Here is a 24819-nt window from a genome sequence, read left to right on the forward strand (position 1 = left end):
GTCCGGGCTTTCGCCACCGCACTAATCCCATCCCCTCGCACACACACGTCTACACACGCTGCTGTTGTTGTATACTATATACATATACAGTATAGTCATTAGGTAGTGTGTATTCATCGAGGTTTTCCTTCCGCACAGCATAAGGAAAACACAGCAATTACTATTGGGAGAGGGTCAGCAAGCTTCGAACCTTTGAGTCGGCGGTAGTTTCTGTTCTCTCCCTCAATGCGTCAAAACTCTTTAGAAGTATTATTAGCGTCTCTAAAGCAATTCCCATACGCTCACATTCACTCTCCGAACATGGCTTGAAAATCGCCCCTCAGAGAGAGTTTCGACCCATGAGGATGGTTGGGTCGTGGAAGCCCCAAAGAATCCACACAGAGATCCACAGCTACTATGAGGCGGCTTAGAATTGACTCTCTCGGTGGAGCGGTTAGCCTCTCAATACCACACACCTCTCAGAAGCGCACAGAAGCCTCACAATCGATTTGATTTTGAGACGGTCCGAGGCACGCACAACCCCACAAAAATGAATACGAATCTTACCAGACACTTTAGATTGCCAAAATTTTATACCTCTCTCACTTAGATTGATCAAACGATTATATTCTGACTATATATCACTAATTTCTCAGAGAATCTCACTTACACAGAACGCGCAGAAAGGTGTTCATTGTTCCAACTGCCATGCCTTGTGCGTTTACGTTGTATATACTCAGTTGAGGGCTTGAGGTAGTTGGCCTCGGTCATCAGCTCGGCCATTCCCACCGACTTGTAGGCGTCCTCGTGGTCGCGCGTGGTGAGCGAGACGCCCGTCTCGTGGGGGAGCCGGACCTCGCGGGAGCCCTCGTCGACGGAGACCGGTCGGGCGTCGAACGGGATGAACGGCGCGTGGGCGTTGAGCAGCGTCGTCTTGCCGACCCCTGTCGGTCCGGCGAAGAGGACGACCCCGCGGTGTTCGTACAGCAGCCACAGCAGCGTCACGAGGTCGATCGACAGGGTCCCGCGCTCGATCAGGTCGACCGGGGTGAGCGCGTCTGCGCGCTGCTTCCGGATCGAGACGTGCGGGCCGCCCTCGGAGATGACCGGGAGCGCCACCGCACACCGGATCGTCTGCGGCACGCCGTCGAGTTCGAGGTTCACCTTCGCTGAGGGCGTCGAGGCGTTGAGCTCCGTCCCGTCGCGGGCGGCGATTCCCGTGACGACGTCGACGAACGTCGTCTCGTCCTCGAACGCGAGGTTCGTCGGGATCCGAGAGCCGACCGCCGGGGCCTCGCCGTCACCCCGGCTCGCGGCGGCGGAACGGCCCGTCTCGTCCGCCGCGCCGGAGAGGACGGACGCGCCCGGGACGACCTTCACGCGCTCCCCGACCCGGTTCGCCTCCACGTCTTCGAGGTGCGGGTCGCGGATCGGGACCGTCAGGATCCCCTCGCCGACGAAGTCGCGCAACACGTAGTACGCGAGGTCGTCGAGCCGGTCGCGGGCGAACCGCGAGTCCACCGGCGGCGCGGCGAGCCCCCGGTCCGCGAGCGCCGACCTCGCCCGGTACGCGGCGGCGTCGAGCCACGCCCGGGTGTTGCGCGCGGTAGCCGCCGCGAGCGGAAGCGACGGGCGCGGGCGGCGACGAACGACTCCCGATCCTCGATCACGTCGCTGACGGTCGTCTCCCAGATCCGCGACTTACACTCCTCGATGAGCTCCTCGTCGCCGGGCAGAAGGTCCGGCTCTAGCACGGCGTACTTCGTCTCGAACGCGTCCGAGCCGAGCAGCCGCTCGCGGTAGAGGACCACCTCGACCGCGAGCCCGGCGAACTCGACGGCGTACTGCGCGAGCCGCTCGGCCGCCACGCGTTCGACGTAGTCGGCGTCGGCGTCGATCCCCGTCTCCAGCGGCGCGAACGTCTCGGTGTGGACGACAAGCTCGCGGTTGTCGCCCACGTCGGCCACCTCGATCCGGTCGTCCAAGGCGATCGGCGTGAGCGCGCCGAGCAGCCGGAACTCACGCAGCGCGTGGTAGTCGATCCGGCGACGCGCGGCGGCGCTCGCGTCCACCAACCGGTCGATCGCCTCCGCGTACTTCGGCTCGAACCCGGCCTCGGCGCGCTCGACGACCCCGACCCGGGTGAGCGGGCGACGGTGCCGCACTGCGGAGAAGCGGTCCCGGACGCGGTCGAGCGCGCGCTCGTCCCCGACCGACAGCGGCGGTTCGCGGGCGTCGTAGCCGAACCGCCCGCCGTCGCGCTCGCGGACGGTCGCCACCACGCCGGGGGCGGCCTCGTACTGCGCCCGGACGTCCGGGGCGTACCACGCCTCGGGGTCGTCCGGCGGCACCGGCGCGGGGACCGCACCGCTCGACCCCTCGTCGGGCTCGTCGACGATCCGGAGGGTCGCTCCGTCGCTCACCGCCCCGTCCTCCGGCTCCGCCGGTCCGCAGTCGTCGTCTCTCCGCTCATCGCGTCTATCGCGCGCGGCGGGCGCGTCGCCGTCCCCGAGACGCCGTGCGCCGCGGTCCCGAGATCCCGTGTCATCGTTCGATCCGCGGGTGATCTACGGGTCCGTTTAACCGTTTCTTTTCTGTCACTGTCCATTTATTTCACGCCGCGAAAACGTGCGCTCGTCCGGTCGGATATCGAAGGTGCGGTACCCGCTCTGACCCGCTCCACGACGGTGACGATCGATCATCACTATCGTGACGTGTGAAAACGCATTTATCCGTCTCCCCGTAACCCGCGTTCCACGCCTCAATGAGCACGTCACTGTCGAGCGACGTTCAGCGCGCCTTTCTGCGCTATCAGCACGTCTTCGTCTTCCTCGCCCCCCTCGCGTTCGTCGGGGGCGTGTACGCCTTCGCGCCGACGCCCGCCGACGCCGGCGTCGGCTACTGGACCGAGTACTGGTGGCTGTTCGCGGTCTTCACCGCCGGCGCCACGATCGTCAACACCGTCGGGATCAGCGGGTCGGCGCTGTTCGTGCCGTTCCTCATCTTCGCCTTCCCGCTGGTCGCCTACCCGCTGGAGCCGACGACGCTGGTGAAGATCGGCCTCATCAGCGAGTCGTTCGGGCTGTCGAGTTCGTCGCTCGCGTTCATCCAGTACGGGCTCGTCGACCGCCGGCTCTCACTCTCGCTCGTGTTGGGCGGCGTCCCGTTCGTCGTCGGCGGGGCGCTCCTCTCGTTCGTGATCCCCGAACCGGTGTTCCACGCGCTGTTGGGGGTCGCGCTTCTGGCGGCCTCGTACCTGCTGTTCAAGGCCAACTTGGCCCACGGCGACCCCACCGAGAGCGGGGGTGACGAGGAGGTCGCGACCGACGGCGGCTCGTCACCGGATCTCCCCGACGACGACAACAAGCTCGGGCCGGCAGGCGTCGACACCGACGAGTCCGGCACCGTCACCCGGGTCGACCGCGACGGCGACGACTACACCTACTCCCGCGGCGGCTACCTCGAACGGTTCCTCAACTACAGCGTCGGCGGGGTGTTCCAGGGGCTCGCCGGCTTCGGGATCGGCGAGCTCGGGATCATCTCGATGCTCCGGACCCAGGTCCCGGTCCGCGTGGCGATCGGCACCAACCACATCGTCGTCGCGACGACTGCCGTCTTGGCGTCCGTCGTCCACGTGTTCGGCGGCGGACTGGTCGGCGGCCACACGATGGACCTGGCGACGACGCCGTGGAACATGGTCGTCTGGACGGTCCCGGCGACGACGCTCGGCGGGCAGATCGCCCCGTACGTCTCGACCGCGCTGGACACCGGGACGATCAAGGCGGGCGTGGGCGGCCTGTTCGCGGTCATCGCAGCCGCGCTGTTCGCGATGGCCGCCGGCGGGATCTGAGGGCTGACGCCCCCCGCCGCCGAGCGGTCGTATCGCCGCCGGCGTCAGCTTCTTGATCGTCTCGACCGGAGCGTGTTCCGATGACGGACACCATGCGAGCCGCGGTCGTACCGGAGCCCGGTGCCGAGTTCGAACTCGTCGAGCGGGAGGTCCCCGAGCCGGATCCCGACGAGGTCCGGGTCGCCGTCGAGGCGTGCGGGATCTGCCGCAGCGACGAGTTCGTCGTCGAGGGCGGCTATCCCGGCGTGGACTACCCGCGCGTCCCCGGCCACGAGATCGCCGGGCGCGTCGACGCGGTCGGCGCCGATGTCGACGCGTGGGAGCCGGGCGAGCGCGTCGGCGCGGGGTGGCACGGCGGCCACTGTTTCACCTGCGAGCCGTGCCGCCGCGGGCAGTTCCTTCAGTGCGAGAATGCCGAGATCACCGGGCTCACGTTCGACGGCGGCTACGCCGAGTACGCGACGGTCCCCGCGGAGGCGCTGGCGGCGATCCCCGACGACCTCGACGCGGTCGACGCCGCGCCGCTGCTCTGCGCCGGGATCACCACCTACAACGCCCTGCGAAACTCCGACGCCCGCGCCGGCGACCTCGTCGCGGTCGTCGGCGTCGGCGGGCTCGGCCACCTCGCGGTCCAGTACGCCCACGCCGCCGGCTACGAGACGGTCGCGATCTCGCGTACCCCCGAGAAGGAGCCGCTCGCGAGGGACCTCGGGGCCGACCACTTCGTGAACGCCGCGGAGTCGGACCCGGCCGCGCGGCTCTGGGAGCTGGGCGGCGCGAGCGTCGTCCTCACGACCGCCCCCGCGAGCGACGCCATCGAGTCCGTCGTCGGCGGGCTCGGGGTCGACGGCTCCGTGATCGTCGCCGGGATCCCCGGCGAGCCGGTGTCGGTCGACGCCCAGCAGCTCGTCGGCACGCGCGGCGCGGTCGAGGGGTGGGGGTCGGGTCACGCCCGCGACTCGCAGGACACGCTGGAGTTCAGCGCCCTCCGCGACATCACGCCGGAGATAGAGACGTTCGCGCTCGACGAGGTCGCCGACGCGTACGACCGGATGGCCGACAACGAGGCGCGCTTCCGGGTCGTCCTGGAGCCGTAAGCGAAGGGGTTCCCCCCGGTCGGCGACTTTTTTCCACAGTTTTTATGGACTGATTGTCGCAGTTATTATTCGGCGATGTCATTAGACAAGCCCTCCACGGCCCTCACGTCGCGACAGCAGCTGGCTGTCGTCGTGTTGGCCGCGGCTCTGGTCGGCGCCGTGCTCGCTCCGAGCGTGTACGCGGCGACCAACGACCCGAACGACACAGTCGCCGTCGTCGAGATCGAGGGGCCCGTCAACACGGCCCTCGCCGACGACGTCGAGAGCGAACTCGCGGACATCCGCGCCAACGAGTCCGTCGGCGCGGTCGTCCTCAAGCTGGACACGCCCGGCGGCGCCCCCGTCGCGTCCGAGCGGATGTACAAGGCGGTCCAGCGGACGAGCCGGGACATGACCGTCATCGCGAGCGTCCAGTCGATCAGCGCCTCGGGCGGGTACTACGCGATGGCGCCCGCAGACGAGATATACGTGCTGCCGACCTCGACGGTCGGTAGCATCGGCCTGAACGCCCCCGCTCCGCGGGCGACCTCGGCCCCGCTCGGCCCGAGCGGCCCCGACAAGGCCGGTAGCAACCGGATTCAGGGGTGGGCCGAACAGCAGACGCTCGCGGACACGTTCGTCAACGCGATGATGGCGGAGCGGGGCGACGAGTTCGAGATGCCCCGCGAGGAGGTCGCGAAGGCCGACACGTACCTCGGCACCGAGGCCGTCAACAACGGCTTCGCCGACGAGATCGGCTCGCTCAACGAGGCGGTCCACGCGGCCGCCGCCGAGGAGAACCTCGGCGAGTACACGGTCGACACCCGCGAGACGGGCGGTATCTCCGGACTGCCGTTCCTGGTTCGGACCGACGCGCAGGTCGTCGCGATCCACGCCAACGACCCCGGCTACGCCGACGTGAAGCCGATGCCCGCGACGTACGTGTACACGCCCGCCGTGCCGCACGTGGACACGATCGAGCGGTTCTCCGCGGCCGACGTGCGGACCGGCGGCGCGGCGTCGACGGAGCGCGGACCGGCGGGGAACGAGACGGCGCGGACCGCCGGAGGTGTCGGCGCGTGACCCGCGTCGCCACCCTCGCGGCCGCGTTCGTCGTGACCCTCGCGGCGGTCACCGGCGGCGCCGCGGTCACCGGGTACGTGACCGCCGACGGCGCCGCGCCCGCCCCGGAGATCCAGAACGACCACTACCAGAACCCTGACCTGATCGCGAACGACACGCCCGGGCAGGCGACGGTCGAGATGGACGCCTCGGTCGGCTCCCAGACCGTCCTCGTCGACCCCGGCGTGGAGGCGACAGGCGCCGGGCCGGCGCTCCCCATCAGCCTCATCGGACTCGGGGGCGGCGGCGTCGCCGACCGCGACATCAGGCCGCTCGCGAACGCGCTCATCGAGAACGGCCACGAGGTCGGCGTGTACGTCCCGGACCCGGACCAGCGGCGCCGCCCCGCCCCGCCCGGCGCGGACCGGCCCACGCAGCTCGGCGAGCGGCTCGCCGAGGCCGACGCGTTCGTGACGTTCCGGACGGACTACGACCCGGAGCAGCTCGACGAGATCGAGTCGTTCGTCGACTCCGGCGGCCGCGTCGTGCTCGCGACCGAGCCCGACGCGGCGTACTCGCAGCCGGGCGCGGCGGGACTCGACGCGACGCTCGACGTCGCGACCGAGCCGGGCTACGTGTACAACATGAACGAGAACGACCTGAACTACCAGCGCGTGTACGCCGAGGCAGCCGGCGACGCGCCGCTGACCGAGGGGGTCGACCGCGCGGTACTCCCGTCGGCGACTCCGGTCGACGCGCCCGCCGGCGGCACCGACGTGCTGCGCCCGACCGAGGGCAGCGAGCTCTCGACGACGCGTGCGGCGACCGAGGCGCCGCTCCTCGTCCGTAACGACGACGTCGTGATGGTCGGCGACGGCGACTTCCTGTCGCCGGAGAACGCCGCCCGCGCGGACAACGACGCGCTGATCGGCAACCTCGCCGACTTCCTCGTGACCAACGACCGGACGCCGCCCGGCGCCGGCGGTCCGACCGGCCCGACGCAGCCGCCGACGAACGGCACGGCCGGCTGACCGGTCGACCGGTTCCGCCCGCCTTCCGACACCCTCTCACTTTTGCCGCCCGCGACGGTAACGGACGCCATGCGCGCAGCCGTCTTCAACGGCCCCGGCGAGATAGGCGTCGAAGAGCGACCGCGGCCCGAGATCGAGGCCCCGACCGACGCGATCGTCCGCGTCACCCACACCGCGGTCTGCGGCTCGGACCTCTGGTTCTACCGCGGTGACAGCGACCGAGACCCCGGCTCGCCGGTCGGCCACGAGCCGATGGGGGTCGTCGAGGAGGTCGGCGACGACGTGACCTCGGTCGAGCCGGGCGACCGCGTGCTCGCCCCGTTCGCCATCTCCTGCGGCGAGTGCGAGTTCTGTCGGAAGGGGCTCCACACCTCCTGCGTGAACGGCGACTCGTGGGGCGGGGACAACGGCGGCGGACAGGGCGAGTACGTCCGCTCGACCCACGCCGACGGCACGCTCGTCCGCGTCCCCGACCGCCACGCCGACGACGAGGGGACGCTCCGCTCGCTGCTCCCGCTCACCGACGTGATGGGCACCGGTCACCACGCGGCGGTCAGCGCGGGCGTCGAGGAGGGGTCGACCGTCGCGGTGATCGGCGACGGCGCGGTGGGGCTCTGCGGCGTCCTCGCCGCCCGTCGGCTCGGCGCGGAGCGGATCGTCGCGGTCGGCCACCACGAGGACCGGCTCGAACTCGCGGCGGAGTTCGGCGCGACCGAGACGGTCTCCGAGCGCGGCGAGGCCGCGGTCGAGCGGATCCGCGAGCTCACCTACGGCGGGCCGAACCACGTGATGGAGTGCGTCGGCGCCGCGAGCGCGATGAACACCGCGATCGACGCCGTCCGCCCCGGCGGCACGATCGGGTACGTCGGCGTCCCGTACGGCGTCGAGGAGGAGGGGCTCGACGTGTTCGGGATGTTCGGCCAGAACGTCACGCTCGCGGGCGGGGTCGCCCCCGTCCGCGCCTACGCCGAGGAGCTGATGGCCGACGTGCTCCAGGGGACGCTCGACCCCGCGCCGATATTCACCGAGACGGTCGGCCTCGACGACGTCGCCGAGGGATACCGCATGATGGACGAGCGCGAGGCGATCAAGGTGCTGGTGAAGCCGCACGGCGACGCCTAATCGGCCGCGAAACCGGGTTTCCGATCTACGTCTGCTCGACTCGATTTTTAAGCGGTTGCGCGTGCCTGCGAGCGGCCGCCCTCGGCGGCCGCGAGACAGCACGCGCGAGGGACGCGGTGAGCGACGGGCGACCGGAGGGAGCCCGAGCGAACCGCGAGGCTGGGGAGGCGTGAGGTGCTATGCGGTGCGGGGTGGGACTCAAAGGGGCAGTCGCGAGGGCGAAGCCTGACGACGCAAGCACCGCAGGGAGCGTAGCGACCGAGGAGCGCAGCGAGTCACGCGAGCCCTCGCGGCTGGGGCTTTGGAGGTCTCCGTCGTCGAGACACAGTCGCTCATTTATAAGTAAAAGACTGGGGGCTTTGACGGTGCTGGCCGTCGATCCACAGTCGCTCATTTATAATCGAACGGCTGGTGGTTTGGCCGTGTTCATCGCTGAGATGTAGTCGCTTATTTATAAGCGAGCGGTCGTGGATTCCGCAGTCGTCGCCGGACCGGTAGCCGCCGATGAGAATTCGGACGCATCGCAGACAGAACCGCTTAAACGTCCGATTTCGACGGTATCGGCGTAACTTTTACTACGTCCAAGTCCTTGTCGGCTGTTGTCATGTGCCACCATTACGACGAGGCGCGCACGTGGACGGAGATCAAGGCGCGTCACCGGTCCGAGGAGGCGGACGAGCGAGCCGACGAGATCACCGACGCGGTCGACGAGCCGGCGGGCGAGACGGAGGAGCCTGAGCCCCCGGCGGAGCCGCGCGCCCCGGCCGACGACTGACTCGGTCGGGTACGACCCCGCCTCGAACCCCCACTTTCTATCGCGCGTCGCCGCCCCGAACGCGGAGTCGCGGGCAACCCGCAGTGCCGAATTCGTGACGGATCGCGGGGGTTGGTCACCGACCACGGCTCGACTCAGTCGCCGAGCAGGTAGCGGAACGCGCGCAGGTGGTTCGATCCGCTCCCGGTGACGGAGAGGTACTGGTACTTGGAGTGTTCCTCGACCTCGACGAACCCGCGGCTCTCGAGCGGTTCGACGACGTGCGCGTTGAGCCGCCGGTAGTACCCGCGTTCCGGGTTCTGAACCCCCTCGGTGTCGTAGCGCTCGACGAAGGGGAGGCTTTCCCGGCGGCCGTAGTCGATGAGGTCCCTCTTGGTGACTGGCTGGTTCCGTTCGACGTACCCGAGGACGGCGACGCGTTCGGCGTTCGGCTCCTCGATCGGGTACTTCGGGAGCGTCTCCGGTGACTTCGCGCCCGAGGCCACCGGTCGCTCCTCGCCGCCCGCGTACTCCTCCGCGCGGACGTAGTACGGGATCGCGCCGGTGACCATACACGCGATCATCCCGCCGATGGCGGTCACCTTCGACCCCGACGCGAGGTTCACGTAGACGTTGTGGTCGCGGAGGCGGTTCGAGATCTCGGCGATCGTCCCGAGCGAACTGAAGAGGTTGAAGATGTCGCACTCGACGGTCTCGGTCCGGATCCCCTCGTCTCGGACGCGTTGACGGGCCGTCTCGTGGTACGACGGTCGGTCGACGTCCTCCCGGTCGGCGTCGGGTTCGAGCAGGATCACCTCGTCCGCGTTCCCGTCGACGACCGGACGGACGATCCGGTCCAACTCGTATCCCAGCGGAACGATATGAACGCGCTTCGGGACGTCGAGATCGTTCATGTATCAGCTAGTTGTCGGGACGGTATTGACGATTGTGATCACACTGTCGTTCGTTCTGTTCGTGTCAGCGTAATATCTATCCGACCGGGGGCGTTGTTTCCGATCGCCGACGAAGGTCCCCGCAGGCGCGTGTTCTCCCCCTCTACCCGAACGACGCGGGTCGGCGTTCCGTCGGTCGCCCCGTTCGGCCCTCCCCCCCGCCTCGGTGGTCGCCGGTTCCGTCGCCCGAGACCTCGTCGGCGAACGCGGTATTCTTTTCGCGGTCATCCGACTCGCCTCCGACCTCAGCGACCCACATTCGACCTCCGGTTGCCACCGCGCCGAACCCGCCGGATCGCGACGATTTACTCGGGTGCGACTCGTAGAAAATACCCCCGCGTGAGGTAGCTTTATTTTCATGGACGAGCGTGATAGACTCGGCACATATGACGGACGTTACCCTTCGTCGAACACAGCTCGCGACGCCGGCTAGCGACGAGAAGATGATGCACTCGGCGGCCGACAGCGACGCCGACGAGGTGTTCCTCGATCTCGAAGACTCCGTGGCCCCCAACGCGAAGCCGGACGCGCGCGAGCCCCTCATCGAGGCGGCCCGCGAGGAGGACTGGAGCGACAAGGTCCTCAGCTTCCGGATGAACGGGATCGACACGAAGTGGTGGTACGACGACGTGATCACCGTCGTCGGCGAGGCGGGCGAGTCCATCGACGACATCATCGTTCCGAAGGTGAAGTCCGCCAGCGATGTCCACACCGTCGAGAACCTGCTCCGGCAGGTCGAGGAGAACAACGGACTGGAGATCGGCGGGATCGGCCTCGAACCGCAGATCGAGGACGGCGAGGGGATCCACAACGTCCACGAGATCGCCCACGCCTCCGACCGGCTCTCCTCTATCATCTTCGGTCCGGGCGACTACTCCGCCGCGATGGGGACGCCCGGCCTCGACATCGGTCAGTTCCCCGAGTACCCCGGCCACTACTGGCACCACGCGCTCTCCGAGTGTAACTCGGCGGCGAAGTCCGCGGGCCTGCCCTGCCTCGACGGCCCGTACGCCGACATCGAGGACCCCGACGGGTTCCGGCAGTCGGCCGAGCGCGCCAACATGATCGGCTGCGACGGCAAGTGGGCTATCCACCCCTCGCAGATCGAGATCGGCAACGAGGTGTTCGCGCCGGACCCGGAGACGGCCGAGCGCGCCAAGCGCATCGTCGACGCCTACGCCGAGGCGATGGAGGAGGGCAAAGGCGCCGTGAGCGTCGACGGCCAGATGGTCGACGAGGCGACCAACAAGATGGCCCAGGACATCGTCGAGACCGCTGAGGCCGCCGGAATCCTGTAATCGGTCGCTCGTCCCGTTGGCCTGCGCCCCACAGGTGTACCGTTTTTTCCGTCGCTGGTGACACGGTCAGTCGCGGGTCACTACCGCGGCGCCCGTTCGAGGATGTCGAACACGTCGACCGCCTTGTACTCCCGATTCCGCTGCTGGCCGGTCACTTCGACGACGAGACCGTCCGTTTCGAGCTCTTCGATCGCGTTATAGGCGGTCTGCCGGCTCACGTCGAACCGCTCCGTGACGTCCCTAGCGGTGAAGTACGGCAGTTCGAGCAGGTTCCGAGCGAGCGTGTGGCTCGTCTTCCGACCGGGATACCGAGAATCGTACTCGCGCCGAAGTTCGAGCAGCTCGAACGTCCGCTCGTAGGAGTCTCTCGCTTGCGCTTCGATCCCCTCGACGAAGAACTCGATCCAGTCGCGCCAGCGGCCCGCTTCGCTGACCGCGCGCATCTTCTCGACGTACTCGCGTTTGTTCCGGTTGAAGTACGCGCTCGGATAGAGGTACGGATCGGACAGATACCCGGCCTCGTGGAGCTGTAACACGATCAAGATGCGTCCGAGGCGGCCGTTACCGTCCGAACACGGATGGATCGTCTCGAACTGGTAGTGGGTAATCGCGAGGTCGACCAACGGGTGATGCTCGCCCCCCATCTGGATGTACGATTCGAGCGACTCCATCAGTTCCGGGACGATACCGGCCGGCGGTGGGACGAACGGAGACCGTCCGCCGCGTGGCGACGGGATGTGGACGTCGGAATCCCGCCATGCGGCCACGACGTCACCCTCGTTCCGCACGCCTTCGAGCAGTGTTCCGTGGAGCGACTTGAGTAACTCCAGCGAGATCGGCTCGCCGCTTCTGATCGCGTCGAACCCGTCTCTGAGGGCCCGCTCGGCGTTGAGTACCTCCCGCAGATCGCGGCTCACGCGACCGGCGTCTCCGGCCTCCCGTCGCGTGTGGTACGCGTACACTTCGTCCATCTCGACGTCCGCGCCCTCGATTTCGGCGGTCTCGACCGCTTCGAGCCTCAGCAGCGAGGTGTACAGCACAGGTGAAAAATCGACAGTGGGGCTAATACCGTCGATACGCCCGAGCTGAAACGTCGCATCCGATATCGTCGAGGCGAGACCCGCGTCGACGTCGATCGGAGCGGAGACGGGGAGCTGCTCCGGGATGTAGTAGGGGCGCGGGTGCGACTCCCGGTAGTGACCCGGGGCATCGGACGGCAAATCGCCCGTTCTCATTTTGAATTAGTTGGCGTCGCCGCCGTCTTAATCATACCGAATATAAACCAATTTGGATAAGAGGGTCGTATCCGTTCGGCGTGTCGCTTCTATCTCCGGCGGGCTCCGTTCCCGTCCCCGTTCAGAGCGGTTCGATCAGCTCGACCGCGTGGCCGTCGGGGTCCTTCACGAACGCGGTCCGCGCGCCGGCCTCCGGCTGGTCGCCCGGCTCCTTCACGACGCCGTGGTGGTCGATCCCTTCGAACGCCGCGTCGACGTCGTCGACGCCGACGGCGACGTGGTCGTAGCGGTCGCCGTCGTCGCTCGGCTCCGCGCCCTCGGTGTCGGACAGCTGGAACTCCACGCCGGCGTCGTCGGCGACGTACACGTTGCGCGTGTCGCCGTCGGCGGTCGTGAACTCCCAGGAGCGCTCGAAGCCGAGCTGCTCGACGTACCAGTCCGCGGTGCGGTCGGCGTCCGCCACGTTGAGACACGTGTGGAGTATCTCCATGGGTCGTGCTGTCGCGGCGGCGGGATAAATCCCGGCGGAAAGCGGGCGGGCGCCCCGGGCCGCCCCGTCCGCGTCGCCCGCTCCGTCCGCGTCGCCCGCCCCGTCCGCGATACTGTCATGAACAAAGGTTTTATTCGCCTTTCGCCCCCGCCCGTTACCATGGCAAGCGAGCCCACGAGGGGAATTGGCACCCCCGATCTGGACACGTCGGCGGCCGCGCTCGGCCACGATCGGCCGGACGTGCCCGCGTATCGGGCGCTCGCGGCGGACCTCCGCGAGCGCGTGACGGGCGAGGTCCAGTTCGACGAGTACGCGCAGGTGCTGTACGCCACGGACGGGAGCGTCTATCAGGCCCGGCCCGCCGGCGTCGTCGTCCCCCGCTCGATCGACGACGTGCGGGCGGCGATGGCGGTCGCGGCCGACCACGGCGTCCCCGTCATCCCGCGGGGGGCCGGCTCCTCGCTGGCCGGGCAGAGCGTCGGTCCGGGCTGTGTCGTCCTCGACTTCTCGACGCACATGGACGGGATCGTCGAGGTGCGCCCGGACGACCGGAGGGCGGTGGTCCAGCCCGGGGTCGTTCAGGACCGGCTCGACGACCGGCTGGCGGAGGACGGGCTGAAGTTCGCGCCGGATCCGGCCTCCTCGGCGCGGGCGACGGTCGTCGGCGGCATCGGCAACAACGCCACCGGCGCGCACTCGGTCCGGTACGGGATCACCGACGCGTACACGGAGGAGCTGAAAGTCGTGCTCGCCGACGGGTCGCTGATCGAGACCCGCGAGGTCGTCCTCGACTCGCCGGAGTACGAGGCGATCGTCGAAGGGGACGACCGGGAGGCGGCGCTGTACGAGACGACCCGCGCGCTCGTCGAGGCGAACGAGGCCGCGATCGACGAGAAGTACCCGAACCTCAAGCGCTCCGTCTCCGGGTACAACCTCCACAAGGTGATCTACGAGAACGACGACGGCGAGCGGGTGATCAACCTCTCGAAGCTGTTCGTCGGCGCGGAGGGGACGCTCGGGACGATCGTCGAGGCGGAGGTGTCGCTCGTCACGCGACCCGAGGAGACGGCGCTCGCGCTGTACGCCTTCGACTCGCTGGTCGACGCGATGAAGGCGGTCCCGGAGGCGCTGGAGTTTCCCGTGAGCGCGGTCGAGCTGATGGACGACGAGGTGTTCTCGCTGGCGGCCGGGTCACAGGAGTTCGCGCAGTACGCGGAGCCGATCCCGGACCGCGCGGCCGCGGCGCTCATGCTGGAGTGGGACTCGGAGCTGGTCGACGACTTCGCGGACGCGATCGCCGACACGACGGCGCACTTCGTCGCCGAGGGCGACGCGTTCGACGTACTGGAGGCGTACGCCCCCGAGGCCCAAGAAGACCTCTGGAAGCTCCGGAAGGCCGCCATCCCGCTCCTGATGAGCATGCGGGGCGACCCAAAGCCGTACCCGTTCATCGAGGACGCCACGGTCCCGCCCGAAGAGCTCGCGGAGTACGTCGGGCAGTTCGAGTCGGTCCTCGCGGATCATGACACCTCGGCGGCGTACTTCGCCCACGCCGGGAGCGGGACGCTCCACATCCGGCCCATCCTCTCGCTGAAGGAGGAGGAAGGCGTCGAGAAGATGCACTCCATCTCCGAGGACGTCACCGACCTCGTCTTGGAACACCACGGCGCCTTCTCGGGCGAACACGGCGACGGGCTCGCGCGCACCGAATTCAACCCGAAGATGTACGGCGAAGCGCTGTGGGCGGCGTTCCAGGAACTCAAGTCGACGTTCGACCCCGAGTGGCGGATGAATCCCGGGAAGGTCGTCTACGTCGACGGCGACACCGCGGCCGAGCGGGGCTATCCCGACACCGCCGCCGAGACGGACATGCGCGAGAACCTCCGGTACGGCCCCGCCTACGAGTCGATCGAGCCGCAGACCGAGCTGGACTTCTCCGACGAGGGCGGGCTCTCGCACCTCGTCGAGCTGTGTAACGGCTGCGGCACCTGCCGAGAGACCGACTCCGGCGTGATGTGTCCGACCTACCGCGCCTCCGAGGAGGAGGTCCAGTCGACCCGTGGCCGGGCGAACATGCTGCGGGCCGCGATCAGCGGGGAGCTCGACGACGACGAGATCCACTCCGACCGGTTCCAAGAGGAGGTGCTCGGGCTCTGCGTCGGCTGTAAGGGGTGTAAGAGCGACTGCCCCACGGGGGTCGACCTCGCGAAGCTCAAGGCCGAGGTGAAACACGACCACCACGAGCGGGAGGGGGCGGGCCTCCGCGAGCGCATCTTCCGCGACATCGACCGCCTCTCCGCGCTCGGCAGCGCGCTCGCCCCGCTCTCGAACGCGGCCACGAAGCTCCCGGGCGCCCGCAAGGTGATGGACGCGGTCGCGGGGATCGCCCCGGACCGCGAGCTCCCGACGTTCCGCGCCGAGAGCTTCGAGGAGTGGCTCGACGCGCGCGGGGGCTCGACGGTCGACCCCGCCGACGCGACTGACACGGTCGCGCTGTTCCCCGACACCTACACCAACTACAGCTACCCGGCCGCCGGCAAGGCCGCGGTCGCGGTGTTGGAGGCCGCCGGCGTCCGCGTGGAGGTGCCGGACGACCTCGCGCCCTCCGGCCGGGCCGCGTTCTCGACGGGGTTCCTCGACGAGGCCCGCGAGCGCGCCGAGGCCAACGTCGCGGCGCTCGCGCCCCGCGTCCGCGACGGGCAGTCGGTCGTCTTCGTCGAGCCCTCGGACGCGGTGATGTTTCAGGACGAGTACCTCGACCTGCTCGACGGCGACGAGGTCAGAGCGGTGTCGGCCGCCGCGTGCGGCGTCCTGGAGTACCTCGACGCCGGCCGCGTCGACGAGCGGCTGGCGTTCGACGCGCCCGCCGAGTCGCTCACCTACCACGGGCACTGTAACCAGAAGGCGACGAACAAGGACCACCACGCGGCCGGCGTGCTGCGGCGCGCCGGCTACGACGTGGACCCCCTCGACTCCTCCTGTTGCGGGATGGCGGGTTCGTTCGGTTACGAGTCCGAACACTACGACCTCTCGGCGGCGATCGGTCGGATCCTCTTCGACCAGGTCGACGAGAGCGACGGCGAGACGGTGACCGCGCCCGGGGCCTCCTGCCGGTCACAGCTCGGCGACCGCGACGCCGCGGCCGCGGCCCCGCCGCACCCCATCGAGAAGGTCGCCGAGGCGGTCGCCGGGCCCGCGCCCGACGCGACTGCGGACGCGACCGGCGCCGGCGCGCCGTCGCCGGCCGCCGTCGACGACTAGGCCGGGACCGGCGCTCGTCCCGCCTGGTTTCTACATCCGGACTCTGTCAAGCCCGGTCTGAACTAGTCGACTGCGGTGTCTGAATAAGTGATCGCAAAATTACTATAATCATTGTTTCCAGCAGATTTAATTAACGAGATTGCGATACGTCTGTCATGCCACCTCGTGGCAAACATAAAGCGCGGGCCCACTCACGTGTGGGCCTCCGGGGTATCGGACGCGGAGAGAACGGCCCTGCGGCGAAGGGAGGCGATCTCTGTGGCTGACCCGCTGCTCGTACTTCTGGCGTTGCTGCCGCTCGCGGCGATCGCGGTCATCATGGTCCTCCTCTATCAGCCGGCGACGATCACGATGCCTATCGCGTGGGTGATCGCGGCCGCGGCCGCGTACGTCGGCTGGGAGATGTCTCCGACGCTGATCGCGGCGGCGTCCATCCGCGGAGCGATGACGGCGACGCGGATCCTCGTCATCGTCTTCGGCGCGATACTGCTGTTGTACACGCTCAAGCAGTCTGGCGCGTTCGAGGTCATCAACGCCGGCTTCTCCTCGATCAGCGACGACAGGCGCGTCCAAGTCGTCCTGCTCGTGTTCCTCATGGGGTCGTTCATCGAGGGGGCGGCCGGGTTCGGGACGCCGGCCGCGATCGTCGGTCCGCTCCTCGTCGGCCTCGGCTTCCCGCCGCTGGCCGCGGTGGTGGTCGCCCTGACCGGGAACATCCTCGCGATCACCTTCGGCGCGGTCGGGACGCCGCTCATCATCGGGTTCGAAGACGTCGTCTTCGGGCAGGACCCGACCGAGGCCGGCACTGCGGCGTACCAGGTCGTCCAGAACGGCGGCTTCGAGAGCGTCGGCGCCTACGTCGCACAGATCGGGTTCTGGGCGGCCGTCATCCACGCCATCGTCGGCGTCGCGATCCCGTTCATCGGCGTGGCGATGATGACCCGGTTCTTCGGTGAGGAGCGCTCGCTCAAGCCCGCCATCGAAGTGCTACCGCTCACCCTGTTCGCGTGGGCCTCCTTCGTGGTCCCGTACCTCCTGACGGCGTACTTCCTCGGGCCGACGTTCCCCGGGCTACTGGGCGCGATGGTCGGCCTGCTCATCGTCGGTTCGACGCTCCGAGCGGGCTACTTCCTGCCGGACGAGGAGTGGGACTTCGGACCCCAAGAGCAGTGGCCCGACCACTGGATCGGGAAGATCGAACCGGGGACCGGCATGGGCGACACCAACACCAACCAGAAGATAGCGGCCGACGGCGGTACTAGCCGCTTCGAGGAGATGCACGGCCAGGACATGTCACTCGGCATGGCGTGGACTCCGTACGTCCTCGTCGCCGCCCTGCTGATCGTGACCCGGGTCGTCGGTCCCGTTCAGAGTTTCCTCTCGTCGACCGGCGTCATCACGTGGAACAACATCCTCGGGACGCCGTTCTCCGAGGGCGTCGAGATGCTCTACCTGCCCGGGTCGTTGTTCGTGCTGGTCGCGGTCGTGACGTACGGACTCCACGGAATGGACGCCGAGGGGATCAAAGACTCGTGGGGCGAAGCCGTCTCGAACATCATTCCGGCGGTGATCGCCCTCTGGTTCGCCGTCGCGACGGTAATGATCATGCAAAAGACCGGCGCGCCAGTCGTGGTCGAAAACGTTGAGACCGTCAACCTAGGCATGCTCCAGCTGTTGTCCGACGCCACGGCGAACCTCACCGGGCAGCTGTTCCCGTTCTTCTCGGGCTTCATCGGCGCGTTCGGCGCGTTCATCGCGGGCTCCAACACGGTCAGCGACATCCTGTTCGGCCTCTTCCAGTTCGAGGCGGCCCAGCAGATCGGGGCTCCGACCCAGATCGTGGTCGCCGCGCAGGCGGTCGGCGGCGCGATCGGGAACCTCATCGCCATCCACAACGTCGTCGCCGCGCTCACCGTCGTCGGTCTCATCGGCGAGGAGGGGCGCGTCATCCGACTGGAGCTGATACCGGTGCTGTACTACGGGGTTGCCACCGGTCTTATCACCCTGCTCCTCGCCTACGTGGTGGTCCCCGCGACCTTCTGAGGGAGCCGCGGACCCGGTTCCCTCGCTCGCGGTGGTTTCCGCATCCGCCGCCCGCCCGAATAATCATGCCGCTCGCGCCCGTGTTACGCCCATGGACCGCAACGCCGTGCGCCGCGCGTGGGACGAGGTCGCCGAGACGTACGCCGCCCGCCGGGACCCCGACGGTTCGGACGCGGCGCTGATCGACGACCTGCTCGACGCGCTGGCGAGCGATCCGGCGGTCGCGGCCGACGGGGGACCGCTCGTCCTCGACGTCGGCTGCGGCGACGGCGCGCGGACCCTCGCGAACCTCCCGCCGGACAGCGTCGGGGTCGACGTCTCCCGCCGGGGGCTCGACCTCGCCCGGGAGACCGTTCCGGACGCCCGGCTCGTCCACGGCGAGATGTCGGCGCTCCCGTTCGCGGCCGACCGCTTCGACGCGGTCACGGCGTACCACGCGGTGTTTCACGTCGAGCGCGAGCGCCATCCGGACGTGTACGACGAGTTCGCGCGCGTCCTCCGGCCCGGCGGTCGGCTCCTGCTGACCCTGCCGAGCGGCCGGTTCGAGACGGTCCGCCGCGGCTGGATGGGCGGCGAGATGTTCTTCTCCGCGCCCGGCCGCGAGCGGGCGCTCGACCAGCTCCGCGCGGCGGGGTTCTCCGACGTCGAGACGCGGACCGCGACCGACCCGCTGGGGAGCAGCACGGAGTTCGCGTTCGCGCGGCTGGCGGGCGAGCCCGACGAAACGCGGACGGCGCCGTGACCGACCCCGACGAGGTGCCCCACGACGTGCGCGCGAGCCTCGACCAGCTGCTCGCGGAGGCGCGAGCGGCCGCCCGGCGCGGCGACGCCGACACCGCGCGGGCGCTGCTCGACACCGCGGAGACGGTGGCGACGAACAAGCTCCCGCCCGGCGAGCGGCGCGACCGGGTCCGGTGGGGCTGCGCGGCCGCGCTCGACGCGCTCCCGAACGGGGACCTCGCGGCCGCGTACGCGGCGGCGACCGCGGACGTGATCGGTGGAGACGACGCCTAGCTTTTGCGTCTGACCGCCTCAGGTTGCGTACCCGCGTCGTCTCGCTACTACCCCTGCCTCTGGAGGTGCTGCCCGCGCTCAACACCGATCGTGGCGGTTAAAAAAGTCCCAAGCGTCGGAGTGAACCGCCGTCCGCTAGCGGTCCAGCGTCGTCGTGTCGTGTTTCTGCTTGTAGGACCCGCCGGAGCCGAAGGCGTCGACGTCGACGTGGTCGTAGTGGAACCGCTGTTCGATCTCGTGGTAAACGGGGAGGTTCGCCACGTCCTCCCAGTTGGCTTCCTCCATCGTGATGGCGGCCTCGTTGCGGATCTCCGTGTCTTCGTCGTTCGCGAGGGGGTTGTTCTCGATCCGCTCCCAGGCCTCGATCGCGCTCTGGGCCGCCTCGGTGTCGTTCGGCCAGTCGGCGTACATCTCTACCGGGCCCCCGGTCGGGTCCGACCGCGAGGGATCGAGGTGCTTGACGAACGCGTCCGGCGCCGCCCAGGGAACGTTCCACGCGAGCGTGAACGCTTCCACGTTGAGGGCTCGCACCCGTTCGAGCAGGGTTGAGAACGGCGCCTGCTCGATCTGCATGTCGATGTACGCGTTGGTCAGCTTGTCACGAAGCGTGTTCGCCACGCTCAGCCACGTACTCGACTGGTACTGGAGCCAGTCGAGTTCGTAGCGGTTGTTCGGGCCGTAGCCGGCCTCTTCCATCACCTGCCGCGCGCCTTCGAGGTCGGTCTGGTTGTACCCGTACGGGTAGTTCTCCGCTGCGTGCTGGTTGTACGCCTCCGCGCCGCCGGGATAGATGTTCGGCGACATCGAGTGGTACGCCGGCACCGCCCGGTTCTTGAACACCTGTTGGGCGATCGTCTGCTGGTTCATCGCGTGCGCCAGCGCCTGTCGCACGGGCTTCGGCACCGCCGGCATGTTGAACCCGATGTAGTAGTAGTTCAGCGTCGGGACACCGGTCGCAGCCAGTGACTCTCCGTTGCGGGCTTCGTACGTCCCACGCTGCCGGCCCTGCTCGTCCGTTCGGTCGATCGTGTAGTTGCTCGCGCTGAACTGGGAGGTCGGGATGGCAAACATATCAGCGTTCTGGTTCATCGCGTAGTTGAACCGCGCCGAGGGGTCCGCGATGATCTGCCAATGGATGCCGTCCACCTCAGGTCCACTGCCGTGGTAATCGTCGTACGCCGAGACCATCGCTTCCGTGCCGGACTGCCACTCCTCGAACTCGAAGGGTCCGGCGCCGATGGGGTTATCGGAGGCGAACGTGCCCTGGTCCATCTCGCCGTCGTACCCCTCGATGTCGCCGACGATACCCTCCGGATAGACGGCGAACTGGTTGTTCGCCATCACCTGGGTGGCCGACGCGAATGGGGCCGCGAGCGTGAACTCGAAGGTGTAGTCGTCGACGGCCTCCATCTGGAGGGTGCCGGAGACGTACGACCCGTCTTCCGTCTCCTCGTGAGCGATATTCACCGCGCTCAGGATGTCCGACGGCGCTTGGGAGTTCGGCGACGCAGCGAGCCGCTCCCACGCGTAGACGAAGTCCTGTGCCGTGACTTCATCACCGTTGTGATACGTGACACCCTCCTTGAGTTCGAAGGTGTACGTGAGGAAATCGTCGCTAACCGAGTAGTCGGCGGCTAAGCGAGACTCAACCGGAACACCGCCGTCCACCCAGTTCAGCAGTCCGTCGAAGATCTGCGTCGTGACCTCCGACGAGGCCGTGTCCGACGCCTGAACCGGATCGAGGGAACTCATCGTCGCGTTGATGAGCTGGAGTTCGTTCCCGGCGTCGCCGCCGTCTCCGCCGTCGTCCGACCCATCGTCCGTGTCGGTGTCCGTGTCCGACTCGTTCGTATCAGTCGCTGTCGGCTCGTCGCCGCCGGCACAACCCGCCAGTGCCGCACCAGTCGCCGCCGCACCAGTTGTTTTCAGAAAAGTCCGCCGCGAGGCGTCTGTGTCACCAGATCCCATGAAAAGGCCCATGGAGGTGATGTGTAAAAATATCCACAAATGGGCAACGATGTAGACTATTGAAAAATTTATGTGCGATAAGAAGTAGCACACCACACATCGATGGCCAAATGGAACTACTTCCTCCGTCGGCTACTCCTCTCGATACCCGTACTCATCTTGGGGACGACGGTGGCATTTCTGATCATCCGTGTCGGCCCGATCGATCCTGCGGCGGCAATTCTGGGACCGTCCGGTGACCCGACTGAGTACGAGCAGCTAAGAGAATCCCTGGGGCTAAACGACCCGCTGTGGGATCAGTATCTCGATTACATGTGGAATCTGTTCACCTTCGATCTCGGGCAGTCGTGGGTGATCAGTCCGGGTGACGACGCGTACGAACTCATCGCGTCGTACGCTCCCCGTACCCTGTGGCTCGGGTTCTGGTCGATCCTGATTCCGCTGTTCATCGGCATTCCGCTCGGATTCTACGCGGGGTTGAACCCCAACACGCTGAGCGACTACTTCGCCTCGTTCGGCGGGATTGTCTGGCGGGCAATGCCGAACTTCTGGCTCGCTATTATCCTCGTCTCCGTGCTCTCGCAGTCCCAGCAACTGTTCGGCTTCGAATGGCAGACGCTTCTCGTCGAGACGGATGTCGTGACGCCCCCGTCGATCGGGTTCCTTGGGGACCCGCTCAGCTTGATCACGTCGCCCGGAGAGACGTGGCCGGTCGTCCTCGCGGCGACAAAACAGATTCTCCCCGCCGCGCTGGTGCTCGGGTCGGCGTCGATGGGGAACGAGATGCGGATCGGCCGGACCGCAGTGTTAGAGACGGTGAACTCGAACTACATCGAAACCGCACGAGCGAAGGGAATGAGCCGGCGCAATATCGTCTGGAAGCACATCTTCCGAAACGCTCTGATCCCGCTGGTGCCGGTGATCACTGGAGAGGCGTTCCTGCTGATCGGTGGCTCCGTGCTGGTCGAGGTGGTGTTCGGGATCAACGGGATCGGCTACCTCTTCTTCCAGTCGGCGATTCAAGGTGACCTCCCGCTGGTCTCGTCGCTGCTGTTCGTGTTCATCCTGACGTTGGTTACACTCAACATCATCCAGGACCTGCTGTACACGGTGCTGGATCCCCGCGTTGGATTCGAGGATCAATAATTCATGTCCGCCGAACAAACGGCAACGACAGCGACGTACCGCGACCGAGTGCGTGACCACCCCGTTCCGTTCGTCCGATGGCTGGTGGGGGCGTTGCTCCTCCTTCTCGGCGAGGTCGGGGCAGTGTTCTCTTTCGTGCTGAGTGTAACGAACGACATCCTTCGGTTCGCCCTCGGGACTGCCCCGCTCTCAGGCGCGGTCAGTGTATCCCAGTCACTCCCGACGCTGATTTCGCGCGACGTCGTGCCGAACCAGGGTTACTACACCGGTGAAGAGTGGGTGGGCACGTTTCTCGGGCTGGAGCCGAAGTACGCCTGGCTCATCCGGGTCACCTTGGTGATCGTCTACGGGGCGGTCTGGTGTGGGTGGCTGTGGTTCGGCTACATCACGTTCCGCCGCCACTATCGCGTCGCGGACTGGACGCCGACGGATGATATCATCGACCGGCTCAGGAGCCACCAGTGGGGGAAGTTCGGGATGGTCATCGTTGCGTTGTTCCTCCTTTTGGCGCTGTTCGCGCCCGTCGTGAGCCCGACGACGATGGAGCAGAACATCCAGGACCCGTACTCCCACCAGATCCAGTACTTCTCCGAAGAGACCGGCGAGGTTCAGACCACGACGGCCGGAGCGGCGAACCGGCAGTCGACCTCCGTCGGCTCGGTCGCGCGCAACGTCGGCCCGTGGGAGTACGACAACTTCAATCGGTTCCACCCCTTCGGCACGCTGCCCTCGGGGAAGGACCTGTTCACGTTCCTCGCGTACGGGGCTCGCATCTCGCTGTTCATCGGCGTCAGCTCGATGCTCGGGGCGGGCGTCCTCGCGATGTCGTTCGCGATGATATCCTCGTTCTACAAGGGCGCCGTCGACTTGGCACTGGTCGTCACTAGCGACTCGATTCAGGCGTTACCCGTGCTGATGATTCTCATTCTAGCCGCGGTGGTGTTTTCAAACACTTGGATCGCGACGGTGTATAACGGGGCTTTGCTGTTCATCGCGCTGTTTACACTGATATACTGGCCGTATCTCTGGCGGGCAATCCGTGGGCCGTCGTTCCAAGTTGCCGAAGAGGAGTGGATAGACGCCGCGAAAAACTACGGGCAACATCCCGCGCAGATCATGCGTAAACACATGGCGCCCTACATCGTCGGGTACATGCTGATCTACGCCTCACTCACGCTCGGTGGGGTGATAATCTCCGTCGCAGGGCTTTCGTTCCTCGGACTCGGCATCACACCGCCAACGCCCGAGTGGGGACGAGCGATCAGTCTCGGACAGCCGTACGTCGCCTCCGCGTCGTGGCACATCTCGCTGATCCCGGGATTCTTGATCACGCTGGTCGTCACCGCGTTCAACGCGATGGGAGATGGGATCCGCGACGCGGTCGATCCACAGAGCGCCGAGGGCGACGAAGCGACCGCCGCCGCGGCCGGTGGGGGTGGCGCATGAGCAGAACCCCGGAACTCCGGTCGGATACCGTCGGTGCTGACGAAGCGATGCTCGCCGTGGAGGACCTCCAGACCGTGTTCCACACCGACAAGGAGACGGTTCGGGCGGTCGAGGGGATCAGCTTCGAGGTTCGAGAAGGCGAGACCGTCGGCATCGTCGGCGAGTCCGGTTCCGGCAAGAGCGTGACGGCGCGCTCGATCATGGGGCTGGTCGACGCCCCCGGGCGGATCGGGGACGACTCCTCGATCACGTTCAGGGGGCGTGAGCTGACCGGGATGACGGAAGACGAGTACCGGGAGGTGCGAGGCAGTGGGATCGCGATGGTGTTCCAAGACCCGCTCACCAGCCTGAACCCGGTGTACACGGTAGGAAACCAGATCAAAGAGACGCTGCGGGTCCATCAGGGGCTTCGAGGTGAGGCGGCCGACGAGGCGGCGATCGAGCTCCTCGAGTCGGTGAGCATCCCCGACGCCCGGCGGCGACTCGACGAGTACCCCCACCAGTTCTCCGGCGGGATGCGTCAGCGCGCGGTCATCGCGATGGCGCTGGCGTGTGACCCGGATCTGCTGATCTGCGACGAACCGACGACCGCGTTGGACGTGACGATTCAGGCACAGATCCTCGAGCTGCTTCAGGATCTTCAGGACGAGCGCGACCTCAGTATCATCTTCATCACCCACGACATGGGCGTGATCGCGGAGATCAGCGACTGGGTTAACGTGATGTACGCCGGCGAAATCGTGGAGTCCGGCCCTGTCGGAGAGATCTTTGAGAACCCCGCTCACCCGTACACGGAGGGGCTGCTGAAGAGCATTCCCGGCCGGTTCCCCGACGAGACGTACCTCAGAACGATTGAGGGGGACGTGCCGACACCGACGGAGGCGCCGAGCGACTGCCGGTTCCACCCGCGGTGTCCAAAGAAGTTCGACGCGTGCGAGGAGGTCCACCCCGCGCCGGTCGACGTCGAATCCGGGAGAACCGGTCACCAAGCAGCGTGTCTGTTGTACCCGGACGACTTGACTCGGGAGGCGGCGGTCGAGGAGCACAAACGACGGAGGGCGGATTCCGACACGGAGGTTGACAATGAGTAA

General features: G+C 67.3%; 19 protein-coding genes and 1 pseudogene. 14 read left to right on the top strand and 6 right to left on the bottom strand.

Annotation, left to right across the window (positions count from 1 at the left end; translation table 11 throughout):
• Positions 1 to 645 precede the first annotated feature (645 nt).
• Together B9G38_RS03240 and B9G38_RS18700 are read right to left on the bottom strand one after the other, a co-directional pair.
• Positions 646 to 2402: pseudogene (locus B9G38_RS03240) on the bottom strand (type II/IV secretion system ATPase subunit).
• On the bottom strand, positions 2399 to 2527 hold the full coding sequence (locus tag B9G38_RS18700; RefSeq protein ID WP_255375956.1) for a hypothetical protein: 129 nt from the start codon (positions 2525 to 2527) through the stop codon (positions 2399 to 2401). Before B9G38_RS18700 ends, B9G38_RS03240 begins: the two are co-directional and overlap by 4 nt.
• Before the next feature lie 216 nt (positions 2528 to 2743).
• On the opposite strand from B9G38_RS18700, the gene B9G38_RS03245 reads away from it, so the two are divergent.
• The 6 genes from B9G38_RS03245 (at position 2744) to B9G38_RS18155 (ending at position 8895) form a co-directional block, all read left to right on the top strand.
• A complete protein-coding gene (locus tag B9G38_RS03245; protein ID WP_049931858.1) occupies positions 2744 to 3829 on the top strand; it encodes a sulfite exporter TauE/SafE family protein in 1086 nt (361 codons plus the stop codon).
• Positions 3830 to 3921: 92 nt separating this feature from the next.
• On the top strand, positions 3922 to 4926 hold the full coding sequence (locus tag B9G38_RS03250; RefSeq protein WP_086219480.1) for an alcohol dehydrogenase: 1005 nt from the start codon (positions 3922 to 3924) through the stop codon (positions 4924 to 4926).
• A gap of 75 nt (positions 4927 to 5001) precedes the next feature.
• A complete protein-coding gene (locus B9G38_RS03255) occupies positions 5002 to 5988 on the top strand; it encodes a S49 family peptidase (protein WP_086219456.1) in 987 nt (328 codons plus the stop codon).
• The gene (locus B9G38_RS03260) at positions 5985 to 6998 is read left to right on the top strand and encodes a DUF4350 domain-containing protein (protein WP_086219457.1); all 1014 of its coding nucleotides are present in this window, start codon (positions 5985 to 5987) and stop codon (positions 6996 to 6998) included. Before B9G38_RS03255 ends, B9G38_RS03260 begins: the two co-directional genes overlap by 4 nt.
• Positions 6999 to 7067: 69 nt before the next feature.
• Positions 7068 to 8120 (top strand): zinc-dependent alcohol dehydrogenase family protein, encoded by a 1053-nt coding sequence (locus B9G38_RS03265; RefSeq protein ID WP_086219458.1) that lies wholly within the window; start codon positions 7068 to 7070, stop codon positions 8118 to 8120.
• Between the two features lie 604 nt (positions 8121 to 8724).
• Complete coding sequence (locus B9G38_RS18155) at positions 8725 to 8895, top strand: hypothetical protein (protein ID WP_198945650.1); 171 nt, start codon at positions 8725 to 8727, stop codon at positions 8893 to 8895.
• Between the two features lie 134 nt (positions 8896 to 9029).
• Here B9G38_RS18155 and B9G38_RS03270 read toward each other — a convergent pair whose 3' ends face one another.
• Positions 9030 to 9788: a DUF6293 family protein gene (locus tag B9G38_RS03270; RefSeq protein ID WP_086219459.1), complete on the bottom strand. Its 759-nt coding sequence runs from the start codon at positions 9786 to 9788 to the stop codon at positions 9030 to 9032.
• 425 nt (positions 9789 to 10213) lie between these two features.
• Here B9G38_RS03270 and B9G38_RS03275 point away from each other — a divergent pair, with 425 nt between their 5' ends.
• Positions 10214 to 11125 carry a CoA ester lyase gene (locus B9G38_RS03275; protein WP_086219460.1) on the top strand — a complete coding sequence of 304 codons (912 nt, stop codon included), beginning with the start codon at positions 10214 to 10216 and terminating at the stop codon, positions 11123 to 11125.
• An 80-nt stretch (positions 11126 to 11205) separates the two neighbouring features.
• Here B9G38_RS03275 and B9G38_RS03280 read toward each other — a convergent pair whose 3' ends face one another.
• A complete protein-coding gene (locus tag B9G38_RS03280; RefSeq protein WP_086219461.1) occupies positions 11206 to 12360 on the bottom strand; it encodes a Fic family protein in 1155 nt (384 codons plus the stop codon).
• Positions 12361 to 12481: 121 nt separating this feature from the next.
• Positions 12482 to 12850, bottom strand: coding sequence for a VOC family protein (locus B9G38_RS03285; protein WP_086219462.1), 369 nt, complete (start codon positions 12848 to 12850; stop codon positions 12482 to 12484).
• A gap of 159 nt (positions 12851 to 13009) precedes the next feature.
• Between B9G38_RS03285 and B9G38_RS03290 the strand changes: the two genes are divergently transcribed.
• The 4 genes from B9G38_RS03290 to B9G38_RS03305 all read left to right on the top strand — a co-directional run bounded on the left by B9G38_RS03290 (position 13010) and on the right by B9G38_RS03305 (position 19168).
• Positions 13010 to 16111: an FAD-binding and (Fe-S)-binding domain-containing protein gene (locus B9G38_RS03290; RefSeq protein WP_086219463.1), complete on the top strand. Its 3102-nt coding sequence runs from the start codon at positions 13010 to 13012 to the stop codon at positions 16109 to 16111.
• A 258-nt stretch (positions 16112 to 16369) separates the two neighbouring features.
• Positions 16370 to 18154 carry an L-lactate permease gene (locus B9G38_RS03295; protein WP_086219464.1) on the top strand — a complete coding sequence of 595 codons (1785 nt, stop codon included), beginning with the start codon at positions 16370 to 16372 and terminating at the stop codon, positions 18152 to 18154.
• Between the two features lie 91 nt (positions 18155 to 18245).
• Entirely contained in the window at positions 18246 to 18896 is a 651-nt protein-coding gene (locus tag B9G38_RS03300) for a class I SAM-dependent methyltransferase (protein ID WP_086219465.1), read from the top strand.
• On the top strand, positions 18893 to 19168 hold the full coding sequence (locus B9G38_RS03305) for a hypothetical protein (protein WP_086219466.1): 276 nt from the start codon (positions 18893 to 18895) through the stop codon (positions 19166 to 19168). Before B9G38_RS03300 ends, B9G38_RS03305 begins: the two co-directional genes overlap by 4 nt.
• A gap of 135 nt (positions 19169 to 19303) precedes the next feature.
• Here the strand turns inward: B9G38_RS03305 and B9G38_RS03310 are convergent, their stop codons facing one another.
• Positions 19304 to 21136 (bottom strand): ABC transporter substrate-binding protein, encoded by a 1833-nt coding sequence (locus B9G38_RS03310; protein WP_086219467.1) that lies wholly within the window; start codon positions 21134 to 21136, stop codon positions 19304 to 19306.
• 102 nt (positions 21137 to 21238) lie between these two features.
• On the opposite strand from B9G38_RS03310, the gene B9G38_RS03315 reads away from it, so the two are divergent.
• The 3 genes from B9G38_RS03315 to B9G38_RS03325 are packed head-to-tail and all read left to right on the top strand — an operon-like array spanning position 21239 to position 24819.
• Entirely contained in the window at positions 21239 to 22282 is a 1044-nt protein-coding gene (locus B9G38_RS03315; protein WP_086219468.1) for an ABC transporter permease, read from the top strand.
• A 3-nt stretch (positions 22283 to 22285) separates the two neighbouring features.
• Positions 22286 to 23728, top strand: a complete 1443-nt coding sequence (locus B9G38_RS03320; protein ID WP_086219469.1) for an ABC transporter permease — start codon at positions 22286 to 22288, stop codon at positions 23726 to 23728.
• Positions 23725 to 24819: an ABC transporter ATP-binding protein gene (locus B9G38_RS03325; protein ID WP_086219470.1), complete on the top strand. Its 1095-nt coding sequence runs from the start codon at positions 23725 to 23727 to the stop codon at positions 24817 to 24819. Before B9G38_RS03320 ends, B9G38_RS03325 begins: the two co-directional genes overlap by 4 nt.

It is taken from the genome of Halorubrum sp. SD612, assembly GCF_002135005.1.